We start from the raw sequence: 12,482 nt of genomic DNA on the forward strand, positions 1-12,482 counted from the left end.
CGCGCTGCCCGACTGCTGGTTCCAGCGGGCCGAAAGGTCATCGTCGGACACCGCAACGCCCCAGCTCAAGAGGTTCAGACCAGCAAGTTGCTCACAAGGGCTTCACAGAGAGTACAAAACAGGTTCGATCGTGAGCCGTCGGGTCGGATCAGGCCTGGGGGAACTCGGCAGCCACCGATTCGGCGATCTGAGCCACGTTCAGCGCCGCCCCCTTGCGGAGGTTGTCGCCGCATACGAACAGCTCCAGGGCGCGTGGATCGTCCAGCGCCCGCCGCACCCGCCCCACCCAGGTCGGGTCGGTGCCCACGACATCGGACGGCGTCGGGAAGTCGCCGGAGGCCGGGCTGTCGAACAGGACCACACCGGGTGCGGTCGCCAGGATCTCGTGCGCCCGGTCGACCTCGACCTCGTTCTCGAAGCGGGCGTGCACGGACATCGAGTGCGTCGCGACGACGGGGACGTACACACAGGTCGCCGCCACCGGCAGGTTCGGCAGGTCCAGGATCTTGCGGCACTCGTCGCGGATCGCCAGCTCCTCGGACGACCAGCCGTCCCCGGCCTCCGTTCCGGCCCAGGGCACGACATTGAGGGCCACCGGAGCGGCGAAGGGCGAGTCCTCGGTGTCACCGACGGCCCGGCGCACGTCTCCGGGCTTCGTGCCCAGTTCCGTACCCGCGACCATCGACAGCTGTTCGCGCAGCGCCGCGACACCCTCCCGGCCCGCTCCGCTCACCGCCTGGTACGAGGAGACGACGAGCTCCCGCAACCCGAACTCGGCGTGCAGCGCACCGACCGCGACGATCAGCGACGCCGTGGTGCAGTTGGGGCTGGCGACGATGCCCCGGGGCCTCATCCGTACGGCGTGGGGGTTGATCTCGGGCACGACCAGCGGCACATCCGCGTCCAGCCGGAACGCCGCCGAGTCGTCGACGACGACCGCACCCTTGGACGCGGCGATCGGCGCCCAACGCGCGGACACGTCGTCGGGCACCAGGAAGAGGGCGACGTCCACCCCGTCGAACGCGTCCTCGGTGAGTTCGAGGACTTCGGTCTCCTCACCGCGGACGACCAGCTTGCGGCCGGCCGAACGCGGCGAGGCGATCAGCGACACTTCGCCCCAGACGTCCGCGTGCTGCGAAAGGATCTGGAGCATGACGCCGCCGATCGCCCCGGTCGCTCCGACGACCGCGAGCGAAGGGCGGCGAGGTGTCATCGGCCGGTGCCCCCGTAGACGACGGCCTCGTCGGAGTCGCTGTCGAGGCCGAAGGCCGTGTGCACGGCACGCACGGCCTCGATGACGTCGTCGGCGCGGGTGACCACCGAGATGCGGATCTCGGACGTCGAGATCAGCTCGATGTTCACACCGGCGTCGGACAGCGCCTCGAAGAAGGACGCGGTGACCCCGGGGTTCGTCTTCATACCCGCGCCGACCAGGGAGATCTTCGCGATCTGGTCGTCGTAGCGCAGCGACTCGAAGCCGATCGTGCCGCGGTTGCGCTCCAGGGCGTCGATCGCCTTGCGGCCCTCGGCCTTCGGCAGCGTGAACGAGATGTCGGTCAGACCGGTCGACGCGGCGGAGACGTTCTGCACCACCATGTCGATGTTGACTTCCGCGTTCGCGATGGTGCGGAAGATCGCGGCGGCCTCGCCCGGCTTGTCCGGCACGCCGACAACCGTGACCTTGGCCTCGGAGACGTCATGGGCGACTCCGGAGATGATCGCGTGCTCCACCTTCTGGTCCCCTTGCGGCTCGTTGCTGACCCAGGTGCCACGCAGTCCGGAGAAGGACGAGCGGACGTGGATCGGAATGTTGTAGCGGCGTGCGTACTCCACGCACCGGTGCAGCAGCACCTTGGAGCCGGACGCGGCCAGCTCCAGCATGTCCTCGAAGGAGATCCAGTCGATCTTCCGGGCCTTCTTCACGACCCGCGGGTCGGCGGTGAAGACACCGTCCACATCGGTGTAGATCTCACAGACCTCGGCGTCCAGCGCGGCCGCCAGTGCGACGGCGGTGGTGTCGGACCCGCCGCGGCCGAGGGTGGTGATGTTCTTGCCCTCCTGGCTCACCCCCTGGAACCCGGCGACGATGGCGATGTTGCCCTCGTCGATCGAGGTCCGGATACGGCCCGGCGTGACATCGATGATGCGCGCTTTGTTGTGGACCGAGTCGGTGATGACGCCGGCCTGGCTGCCCGTGAACGACTGGGCCTCGTGGCCCAGGTTTTTGATCGCCATGGCCAGCAGGGCCATGGAGATCCGCTCTCCTGCGGTCAGCAGCATGTCGAACTCACGCCCGGCAGGCATCGGTGACACCTGCTCGGCGAGATCGATCAACTCGTCCGTCGTGTCGCCCATCGCCGACACCACGACAACCACCTGGTTGCCGTTCTTCTTGGCATCGACGACTCGCTTGGCGACGCGCTTGATGCCTTCGGCATCGGCTACGGAGGAGCCTCCGTACTTCTGCACGACAAGGCCCACGTGCGCTCCTCGCTCATTCCATTGCTTCGGTCCGCTCAGTTTAACGAGCAGTCCGGAAACGCCCCGTCGATATCACATCGTGAGATGTCCCGCTCACCACGTGATCTCGACGTGCCGCCCCGAACTGCTCGTACCGGGCTGCTGCCCGGCGCACCGGAATCCACTCCTGTATGTGCCCCACTCCACACGCCGCGCCGGCCGCTCGGTGCGGCCGAACGGCTACTTCACCGGGCGCAGGCCCAGCGGTCCCGCGATCTCCTCCGCCATGACCCGGCCCGCCTCCTCGGCCAGGTCGTCCTCGCCCGCGTCCTGGTCCGTGTCCAGCCCGTCCAGCTCCTGGAGGGGCTGGTTCAGGCGGATGTGGGCGACCAGGGACTGGATGGCGCGCAGGGTTGCGGAGGCGGTGGAGCCCCAGTTGGAGAAGTACGAGAACTGCCACCACCACAGCGCCTCGGTCGTGCGGCCCGCCTCGTAGTGGGCCAGGCCGTGGCGCAGGTCCGTGACCAGGTCGGCCAGGCCGTCGGAGATGCGGCACGGGACCGGGGCCTTGCGGGGCTCGTACGGGTCGAAGACCTCGGAGTAGACGTCGATCGGCTCGAGGAGGGTCGCGAAGCGCTCGCGCAGGCCGTCCGCGTCCGGTTCGGCGCCCAGGTCCGGCTCGTAGCGCTCGTCCGGGAGGATGTCCTCGTACGCGCCGAGCCGGCCCCCCGCCAGCAGCAGCTGGGAGACCTGGAGGAGCAGGATCGGGACGGCCTGTTCCGGCTCGTCGACCTTGGACACCTCGGTCACGGCGACGATGAACGATTTGATCTGGTCCGCGATCTGGACGGCGAAGTCGTCCGGGTCCTGCGTGACGGAGTTCAGCGTGGCGTCAGACATCGAGGGGACCTCCCGTGGGCACGGTCGCGAACGGTGAGTAGAACATAGCGTCGCTGAACATAAAACCGTCGTGAGACGTGGTGGTACGGGTGCTACACATCGAGCAGCCGCCTCCCCTCGAACGCGCGGCCCAGGGTGACCTCGTCCGCGTACTCGAGGTCGCCGCCCACCGGCAGCCCGCTGGCCAGCCGCGTCACCCGCAGGCCCATCGGCTTGATCATCCGCGCCAGGTACGTCGCGGTGGCCTCGCCCTCCAGGTTGGGGTCGGTGGCCAGGATCAGTTCCGTGATGGACCCGTCGGAGAGCCTCGCCAGCAGCTCACGGATGCGCAGATCGTCCGGACCGACGCCCTCGATCGGGCTGATCGCCCCGCCGAGGACGTGGTAACGGCCGCGGAACTCACGGGTCCGCTCGATCGCCACGACATCCTTCGGCTCCTCGACCACACAGATCACCGTCCGGTCGCGACGCGCGTCGCGGCAGATCCCGCACTGCTCCTCCTGCGCGACATTGCCGCACACCGAGCAGAACCGGACCTTGTCCTTGACCTCCAGGAGGGCATGGGCGAGACGGCGAACGTCGGTGGGCTCGGCCTGCAGGATGTGGAAGGCGATCCGCTGCGCGCTCTTGGGACCGACGCCGGGCAGCCTGCCCAGTTCGTCGATGAGGTCCTGGACCACGCCTTCGTACAACGGAACGCCTTCCTGAGCTGAGACCCGCGGCTGTTGCCGTCGTGGTACGTACGGTAGTTGGTGTGCTGACGGATCAGAAGGGCAGACCGGGCATGCCGCCCAGCCCCTGGGCCAGCGGGCCCAGCTTCTGCTGCTGAAGCTGCTGCGCGTTCTCGTTCGCTGCCTGGACGGCGGCGACGACGAGGTCGGCGAGCGTCTCGGTGTCCTCGGGGTCGACGGCCTCGGGGGCGATGACCAGGCTGCGGAGCTCGCCGGAACCGGTCACGGTCGCCTTCACCAGACCGCCGCCCGCCTGCCCCTCGACCTCGGTCCTCGACAGCTCCTCCTGGGCCTGCGCGAGGTCCTGCTGCATCTTCTGGGCCTGCTGCAGCAGCTGCTGCATATTGGGCTGACCACCACCGGGAATCACGGTCACTCCTGGCATTTCGACGACAAATGTTTCGGTATGCCGAGCCTACGTGGTCCCCGGGCACCACGCCCCACCCACTGGCGAGCAACTCTTTCGGGTGAGATCCCGTCAACGACAGGGAGACTCCTATACCTGATCACAGGCCCTGCCCACCCAGGAATACCGCGATTTCGACCCCACGCCCCACCATTCGGCGGTAGGAAGGGCATGCGTATCAGTACGCATACGTGCACCGCCCGTCACGCAGGGTTACGCAGCGGGACAGGTCGGCCACGTCGAAAGTCCGCCCGCCGTCGAGTGCACGCGTCGAAGCACGCGTTGATACGTCGATACGCAGAGTGCAGAGGAGTGCCCCGGTGAGTCAGCCGGAGATGCAGCCCGAGGGGGCGCCCCGCAACGAGCCCGGTACGCCTGGTTCGGCCGTTCCGCCGGGTTCGGGCCCGGAGGCGAGCTCGGACCCGGACCCGGGCCCGGGTTCGGGTTCGGGTTCGGGTTCCGGTGCGCGGGGCGGGGATCTGACCGGGCAGCCGTTCCCGCTCGGCGACTGGGGTGAACCCGCGGAACGCCTCGACGAGCTGTACCGCTATGTCGAGGCCGACGCGCTGCGCACCGCCGGCTGGTACCTGGCCGACCGGGTGTGGAAGCGGCGCGGCGCCAGGGCGCTGCGGATCGGCACGGCGGCCGGGGTGGTCGCAGGCGCCGCGCTGCCGCTCCTCGATCTGACGGGGGCGCTGGACGGCGCGGCCGGCTGGGGCTATCTGTTGCTGTTGCTGGGCGCCGCGTGCATGGCCTGCGATCGGTTCTTCGGCCTGACCTCCGGTTGGATAAGGAACCTCGCCACGGCCCAGGCCGTGCAGCGAAGGCTCCAGGTGCTGCAGTTCGACTGGGCGTCGGAGTGCGTACGCGAGGTCCTCGGGCCGACCGAGGGGACGGCGAGCGAGGCGGCGGAGCGGTGCCTCGGGGTGCTGCGACGGTTCTCGGAGGACATCACGGAGCTCGTGCGGTCCGAGACCGCGGACTGGATGGTCGAGTTCCGGGCCGGGCCGGCGCCGATGGGAATGCAGGCGCTGGTGTCCGGCAGCGGGGTCGGGGGGCGTACGGAGCAGTGGGTGCCGCCGGGGCGGTTCCCGCTCCAGTCGATGGCCCGGCCGAACATGCCGCGGCAGCGGCCCCCGGAGCCACCGCGCTGATCGGTGACCGGCGATCGGTGGCTCCGGGCGGGCTCGTGGCTCCGGGGCGGGGCCCGGCCGTCGCGTCAGCTGAAGATGATCATTGAGCCTTGGGCGAGGCTGCGGGTCACCGCCGCGTGCAGGCCCAGCCAGACGTGCCGTTCCCGGGCGAACGGACTCTCGTCGTACGGAATCGGGCTCGCCGGCTCCTCCAGGGAGGTCGGTGCGGCGGGCGGTGCGGGGGCGGCCGGCGGGTTCGCCGGGTCGATGCCGATGGAGGGGGCGACGAACTCCAGCTCCCGCAGCAGCCCGTGCGCCGAGCCCAGCGGGCCGCCGCCCTCCAGCAGCTCGTCGTTGGTGAGCGGGGAGGGGAAGTCCACGGGGACGTACGCCCCCGCGTGGTCGTAGTGCCAGACCAGATGGGACTGCTGCGCCGTCGCCTCGAACATCTCCAGCAGCTGCTCGTAGTCCCCGCCCAGTTCGTCGACGGGTGTCACGGCGAGGCCGCTCAGCTGGAGCAGATAGGCGCGGCGCAGGAAGTGCAGCGCGTCGTAGTCGAAGCCCGCCACGGGGGCCACGTCGCCGGTCAGGCCCGGCATGTAGGCGTAGACGGGTACGGCCGGCAGTCCGGCATCGCCCAGCGCCTTGTCGTAGATGGCTATCTCTTCGGCGAACGGATTGTCGGGGCTGTGGCACAGCACATCGACGAGGGGGACCAGCCACAGGTCACAGGCCACGAAGTCTCGCTCTCCAACGGGTTCTCGCAAGGGTGCGTGCGATGGTCGGGACAGCGTAATGCGATCGGCACGTTGCGCACAGTGGTCCCTCATGACCGGCTCGGGAACACCTCGTTGTCGGGGCCGGTCGCCCCTACGGCGCCGTCGGCTTCCCGCCGTGTCCCGGGTGCGCCGGGTCACCGGCCGCGAGCCGGTCCGCCCACATCAGCGCGTGGGCGTTGTAGTCGTCGATCGCCGCACGAACCGCGTCGTGCTCGCCCAGCGTGATGGCCGCGACCAGGCCAGGATGGCCGTTCCAGAGCCAGTCCCGTACGTCCACGTCGCTGCGCAGGTACGGGACGGCGAACACCCAGCACTGGACGCGCAGCCGGTGCAGGAAGTCGGTGATGTACGTGTTGCCGACGAGCGCGCCGAGTTCACGCCAGAAGCGCAGGTCGTAGCCGATCAGGATGTCGAGGTCGCCGCCGCGCGCCGCCCGTGCGGCCTCGTCGGCTCTGCGCCGCACCGAGACCAGTGACTCGCGGTACTTCGCCGCCTGCGCGCGCGAGGGCGGCGGTCCGGAGAAGATGTCGCGGATGACTCCGTCCATGACCAGGGTGCGGGCCTCGACCATCGCCCGGTAGTCGGCCACGGTGAACTCGTGCACCCGGAATCCGCGGTGCTGATCGGATTCGAGCAGGCCCTGCGCCGACAGGTCGAAGAGCGCCTCGCGCACGGGCGTCGCGGAGACCCCGTACTGCTCGGCGATCTGCTTGACGGTGAACTCCCGCCCCTGCTGCAGACGCCCGGCGAGCACCTCGTCACGCAGCGCGTCCGCGATCTGCTGCCGCAACGTACTGCGGGTCACAGTTCCGCTCGCGCCCATGGCGACCCTCCCTCTTCGGCTGCGGCCACCTTAAGCCAGGGCCGGTGTGCCCGGTTCCGGGCACGGGGAGGGGCGCCATGCGGGATGCGTACGGATGTGTCGGACGGATGCGTCAGACGGTGTGCTCGTCCGCGACCGACAGGGCCACGTCCAGCGCCGCCAGTCCCTCCTTGGCCTCGGCCTCCGTGACGTTGCAGGCCGGAACGGCGTGGGTGCGGTTCATGTTGATGAAGGGCCACAGGCCGTTCTTCTTGCACGCCGCGCCGAAGGCCGCCATCGGGGCGTTGGCCTCGCCCGACGCGTTGTACGGGACGAGCGGCTCGCGGGTCTCCCTGTTACGGACCAGGTCCAGCGCCCAGAACGCGCCGAGGCCGCGCACCTCGCCGACCGACGGGTGGCGCTCGGCGAGCTCGCGCAGGCCGGGGCCGAGGACCGTCTCGCCGATGTGGGCCGCGTGCTCGACGACCTTCTCGTCCTCCATCACACCGATGGTGGCGACGGCGGCGGCGCAGGCCAGCGGGTGACCGGAGTAGGTGAGTCCGCCCGGGTAGGGGCGGGTCTCGAAGGTGGCGGCGATCTCGGCGGAGACGGCGACGCCGCCCAGCGGCACATAACCCGAGTTGACGCCCTTGGCGAAGGTCATCAGGTCGGGCGTGACGTCGAAGTGCTCGGCGGCGAACCACTTGCCGGTGCGCCCGAATCCGGCCATCACCTCGTCGAGGACGAAGACGATGCCGTACCGGTCGCAGATCTCGCGGACACCCGCGAGGTAGCCGGGCGGCGGCGTCATGATCCCGGCCGTGCCGGGGATCGTCTCCAGGATGATCGCGGCGATGGTGGCGGGGCCCTCGAAGGCGAGGGTGTCCTCCAGGTGCTGGAGGGCGCGGGCGCACTCCTCGGCCTCGGTCTCGGCGTAGAACGGCGAGCGGTACAGGAACGGGGCCCAGAACCGGACGACGCCCGCCGAACCGTTGTCGGACGGCCAGCGGCGCGGGTCGCCGGTCAGGTTGATGGCCGTCGAGGTGGCGCCGTGGTACGAGCGGTAGGCGGAGAGCACCTTCGTACGGCCGGTGTGCAGCCGGGCCATCCGGACGGCGTTCTCGACGGCCTCGGCACCGCCGTTGGTGAAGAAGATCTTGTCCAGGTCGCCGGGGGTCCGCTCGGCGATGAGGCGTGCGGCCTCGGAGCGGGCCTCGATCGCGAACGCGGGGGCGAAGGTGGCGAGCTTGCCCGCCTGCTCCTGGATCGCGGCGACGACGGTGGGGTGCTGGTAGCCGATGTTGGTGAAGACGAGGCCGCTGGTGAAGTCCAGGTAGCGGTTGCCGTCGTAGTCCCAGAAGTACGCCCCCTCGGCGCCGGCGACGGCGAGCGGGTCGATCAGGCCCTGGGCGGACCAGGAGTGGAACACGTGCGCACGATCGGCGGCCTTCACGGCCGCACCGGCCGCGGAGTCGACCTGCGGAGCGTGGGATCCATGGGAGGCATGAGGGGTCATGCGGCGAGCGTAGGTCGTGCGGTGAGCGGCTCGACATGGCCATCTTGTATGGCGTGGGGCGGTTTGGTGGGCAGGGTGTCGGGTCGGCGGGCAGCGGTGTCCCGGTCAGGGCTTCCGCCGGACGCTATTCTCAGGCCGCATCGGCGGCGTGTCGCCGGAGGGGGAAGGACTGCACACCATGGACAAGCTCGGCTCCGGGGATCCGCAACGCATCGGCGCATACCGCCTGCTGGGGCGGCTGGGCGCGGGCGGCATGGGGCAGGTCTATCTGGCCCGCTCCGACCGGGGCCGTACAGTCGCGATCAAGCTGGTACGCCGGGAGCTCGCCGAACAACAGGAGTTCCGTGACCGCTTCCGTCAGGAGGTGCGGGCCGCCCGCCGGGTCGGGTCGGCCTGGACGGCCCCCGTACTCGACGCCGACACCGAGGCCGCGGTGCCGTGGGTCGCGACCGGGTACGTCGCCGGGCCGTCCCTCCAGGCCACCGTCTCCGGTCGCGCGGGCGCCCCGGCGGGTCCGGGCCCGGGGGCGTACGGTCCGCTGCCCGAGCGTTCCGTCCGCAGTCTGGGGGCCGGGCTGGCCCGCGCGCTCCGGTCCATCCACTCCGCCGACCTCATCCACCGGGACCTGAAGCCGTCCAACATCCTGCTGACGATCGACGGTCCGCGGGTCATCGACTTCGGTATAGCCCGGGCACTCGACACCGTCACCGACGGGGGTCTCACCCGCACCGGCTCATTGGTCGGATCCCCCGGCTTCATGGCGCCGGAGCAGGTGCGGGGCGAGCGGGTGACCGCGGCGTGCGATGTGTTCTGCCTCGGCTCGGTGCTGGCGTACGCGTCGACGGGCCGGCTTCCTTTCAGTGGGGCGGACAACGAGGTCCATGCCCTGCTGTTCCGGATCGCCCAGGAGGAACCGGACCTGACCGGTGTCCCGGTGGACCTGGCCGACCTGGTCCGGGACTGCCTCCTCAAGGACCCGGCCGCCCGGCCGACCACGGACGCGATCCTGGAGCGGCTGGTGGAGGGCGAGGCGGCCGAACCGTGGCTGCCGGGCGCACTGATCGCCCAACTGGGCCGCCACGCGGTGGAGTTGCTGGACTCGGAAGACCCTGAGGAGTCGGCGGGGGCCGCGGGGCCGCAGGACGCGGTGCCACCCGTGGGCAATCCGCTACCTCCGCCGGCCCAGACGCCCGGCGCAGTTCACGCGCTCCCCACGGTGATCGGCACCCAGCCTCCCGCGCCGGCCCCGGCCCCGGTGCCCGGGTTCGGACCGCCGCTGCCAGGACCTCCGCCGCCAGGACAGCCCGCCCCCGGGTACGGCTATCCGCAGCTGCCCGCCCAACCGCATCCCGGTCAGGGGTACGGCTACCCGCAGCAGCACCCCGGCTTCGGCCCCACACCCCCGTACGGCCCGCTCCACCCCACCGTCGCGCCGGGCGCGCAGCCCGCGCCGACGCGACGCAGCACGGGGTCGACCATCGCGCTCGTCGCGGTCGCGGTGCTCGTCGCGATCGGTGCGGGCGGCTCGGTGTACGCGCTCATGAGCGACGACGGCAAGAAGCCCGCCGCGCCGCCCACCGCGTCCCCCTCCGCTTCGTCGGACTCCCCCGCCCCGGACGACTCCCCGTCCTCCACCGGCCCGTCCCCCGGCGACGAGTCGAAGAACGGCGACGGCCCCATCCCCGAGGCCTACCTCGGCACCTGGTCCGGCAACATCGACAACGCCGCGGGCCACTCCACCCGCGAACTCGTCATCCAGCAGGGCAAGGTGGGCCAGGCCGTCCTCACCCTCACCGCTCAGGGCCCCATCGACAGCGGTGGCACCTACCGCTGCGTCTTCCAGGCGGACCTGGCCTCCGAGCCCTCCCCCGACGAACCGGTCCACATCGGCCCCTCCACGGTGACGCTCGGCGAGCCCATGTCGTCCTGCACCCCGGGCAAGGCCACCACACTCACCCTGCTTTCCGACGGCACCCTGCGCCGCGAGAACACGGAGACCGGCGAGCAGCTCACGTACACGAAGAGCGACTGACCCGCCGCCGCACCGGCCAGGCGCCGGACCTCACGCCGTGCCGGTGCCGCCTGCGACGTCCAGCGCGTGGAACGCCAGCCACAAGTCGTACCGTGCGCTGGGGGTTTGGAGCAGCGAGCGTTGAAGTACGGCTTCGAGCCGGGTGAGGCGTTTGCGTACGCCCGGTACGGAGATGCCCAACGCGGCGGCGGTCGGACCGAGTTGAGCCTCGCACTTCAGCCAGGTACGCAGGGTGGTCTCGGCCGCCGTACCGGTCTCGGCGAGCGGGCGCAGCTGCTCGGCCGCCCACTGCCCGACGGCGGGATGCCGCAGGATCTCGTCCAGCGCGCCGGCCGGTAGGGATTCCGTGGGCCGGACGGCCCGCTGGGGTACGGCCCGGATGCGCAGGGCCAGGTCGAGCGCGGCCTGATCGGCGACCCGGTTGAGGTCCAGGCCGAGCAGCTCGCCGATCAACCGCAGCCGTGCGGCGAGGGTGTTGCGGTGGATTTTCAGGTGCTGCGTCGCATGCGACGAGAACGCCAGCCAGGAGGACAGGGTTGCCGCCAGCTCCTGGCTGCCGGGGTCCTGGCTGCGTCGTGGCAGGTGGGTGAGCAGCGGCGCCAGCAGGGTGTCGGCCCACTGCGCGCCCGCCGCGCCGACGACCAGGGCCGGTTCCGGTGCCGAGCCGAACCGGGCGTGGCGCGCGGGCAGTCCGCGGGCCACGGCCAGGGCGTGGAACGCCTGCCGGTATCCGGTCGCCGTGTCGCTCAGCGGCACGTCCTCGCTCACGCCCACGACACAGTCGTCCACCACGGCGGCGACGTCGAGGCCGAGTCGCGGATCGGCGCCGTCCGGCCCGGCAGGCACGATGAGGATCAGATGGCGTGCGTACACCGGACACCGCACGATCCAGGACCGGCCGCCGCAGATGTCCGTGCACACCCGCGCCACCTCGTCCCGCCGGCCGCCCGAGCACTGGACCACGCAGACCTGGACGGGGTCCGGCAGCGTGGGTTTCAGCGCGCCCGCCACCTGATGGGCGATGGAGAGCTGGCCGGTCATCAGCAGATGCAGCACCGCCTCCCGGCCGCGGGACTCGGCGAGGTCGACGCGGCGGCGCTTGCGTTCGACCGTCTCGGCCGCCCAGCACATGGTCAGGGGCATCGCCACATCGGCGAGAAGCGTGGCCAGTCCGTCCGGCAGCGGCCGGCGGGCGACGACGGCGAGGACCGGTGCGGGTGCGTCGGGAGTGCCGTCGAGGGGGAACAGCAGGGCGGTGTCCGGGCCCTTGTCGAGAGCGAAGGAGCGGCCACGGAGAGCTGTCAGCTCCTTCACGCCCTCGGTGGCCAGCGAGAGGGCCGAGGCGCTCGTGAGGTCCGGGGTGCGGGCCACGCCGCGCAGGACGGTGCCGTCGCTTCCGAGCAGACCGGCCCAGCCGCCGGCCCGCCCCGACACCCAGCGCAGCAGCTCCTGTGAGCCGCCGGCGCGGGCCAGGCGGTGCATCCGCAGCACGTCGTCGGCACGTTCTCCTGCTCGCACCGGTCCCTCGCTCCCTACCCGTCCTGCATTCCGCAGAAAAACGGAGTGCAGCGTACCGGTTTGACTGTGCGAACTGATACCCCTGTAACGCCCACACAGTGCGAATTGAATCTCCCTGCCGTCTACCCGCAGCCCTAGAGTCCGAACGTGTTCCGGGGCGTCGGGGGAACACGCGGCCACCTCGGACTCGGGGGACGACGGGGAG

11 protein-coding genes are annotated in these 12,482 nt (G+C 70.8%); 2 read left to right on the forward strand and 9 right to left on the reverse strand.

Features of this window, described 5'->3' with window-relative positions:
* Positions 1–148: 148 nt before the first annotated feature.
* The 5 genes from OHA88_RS22845 to OHA88_RS22865 form a co-directional block, all read right to left on the reverse strand.
* Positions 149–1,213: an aspartate-semialdehyde dehydrogenase gene (locus OHA88_RS22845; protein WP_328626869.1), complete on the reverse strand. Its 1,065-nt coding sequence runs from the start codon at positions 1,211–1,213 to the stop codon at positions 149–151.
* Positions 1,210–2,481: an aspartate kinase gene (locus OHA88_RS22850; protein WP_267003613.1), complete on the reverse strand. Its 1,272-nt coding sequence runs from the start codon at positions 2,479–2,481 to the stop codon at positions 1,210–1,212. The genes OHA88_RS22845 and OHA88_RS22850 overlap by 4 nt, the downstream gene beginning before the upstream one ends.
* A gap of 219 nt (positions 2,482–2,700) precedes the next feature.
* On the reverse strand, positions 2,701–3,360 hold the full coding sequence (locus OHA88_RS22855) for a DUF5063 domain-containing protein (RefSeq protein ID WP_267003615.1): 660 nt from the start codon (positions 3,358–3,360) through the stop codon (positions 2,701–2,703).
* 92 nt (positions 3,361–3,452) lie between these two features.
* Positions 3,453–4,052, reverse strand: a complete 600-nt coding sequence (gene recR / locus OHA88_RS22860; RefSeq protein ID WP_267003617.1) for a recombination mediator RecR — start codon at positions 4,050–4,052, stop codon at positions 3,453–3,455.
* 73 nt (positions 4,053–4,125) lie between these two features.
* Positions 4,126–4,461: a YbaB/EbfC family nucleoid-associated protein gene (locus tag OHA88_RS22865; RefSeq protein WP_267008026.1), complete on the reverse strand. Its 336-nt coding sequence runs from the start codon at positions 4,459–4,461 to the stop codon at positions 4,126–4,128.
* Positions 4,462–4,817: 356 nt separating this feature from the next.
* Here OHA88_RS22865 and OHA88_RS22870 point away from each other — a divergent pair, with 356 nt between their 5' ends.
* Positions 4,818–5,651 (forward strand): SLATT domain-containing protein, encoded by an 834-nt coding sequence (locus OHA88_RS22870; RefSeq protein ID WP_328626870.1) that lies wholly within the window; start codon positions 4,818–4,820, stop codon positions 5,649–5,651.
* 65 nt (positions 5,652–5,716) lie between these two features.
* Here the strand turns inward: OHA88_RS22870 and OHA88_RS22875 are convergent, their stop codons facing one another.
* The 3 genes from OHA88_RS22875 to OHA88_RS22885 form a co-directional block, all read right to left on the reverse strand.
* On the reverse strand, positions 5,717–6,367 hold the full coding sequence (locus OHA88_RS22875; RefSeq protein WP_328626871.1) for a hypothetical protein: 651 nt from the start codon (positions 6,365–6,367) through the stop codon (positions 5,717–5,719).
* Positions 6,368–6,500: 133 nt separating this feature from the next.
* The gene (locus tag OHA88_RS22880; protein ID WP_328626872.1) at positions 6,501–7,232 is read right to left on the reverse strand and encodes a GntR family transcriptional regulator; all 732 of its coding nucleotides are present in this window, start codon (positions 7,230–7,232) and stop codon (positions 6,501–6,503) included.
* Between the two features lie 112 nt (positions 7,233–7,344).
* Positions 7,345–8,727: an aspartate aminotransferase family protein gene (locus tag OHA88_RS22885; RefSeq protein WP_267003625.1), complete on the reverse strand. Its 1,383-nt coding sequence runs from the start codon at positions 8,725–8,727 to the stop codon at positions 7,345–7,347.
* Positions 8,728–8,905: 178 nt separating this feature from the next.
* Between OHA88_RS22885 and OHA88_RS22890 the strand changes: the two genes are divergently transcribed.
* Positions 8,906–10,759 (forward strand): serine/threonine-protein kinase, encoded by a 1,854-nt coding sequence (locus tag OHA88_RS22890; RefSeq protein ID WP_328626873.1) that lies wholly within the window; start codon positions 8,906–8,908, stop codon positions 10,757–10,759.
* Positions 10,760–10,789: 30 nt separating this feature from the next.
* Here the strand turns inward: OHA88_RS22890 and OHA88_RS22895 are convergent, their stop codons facing one another.
* Positions 10,790–12,241, reverse strand: coding sequence for a helix-turn-helix domain-containing protein (locus OHA88_RS22895; RefSeq protein ID WP_328629770.1), 1,452 nt, complete (start codon positions 12,239–12,241; stop codon positions 10,790–10,792).
* Positions 12,242–12,482 lie beyond the last annotated feature (241 nt).

The sequence above is a fragment of the Streptomyces sp. NBC_00353 genome, assembly GCF_036108815.1.
GTDB lineage: Bacteria > Actinomycetota > Actinomycetes > Streptomycetales > Streptomycetaceae > Streptomyces.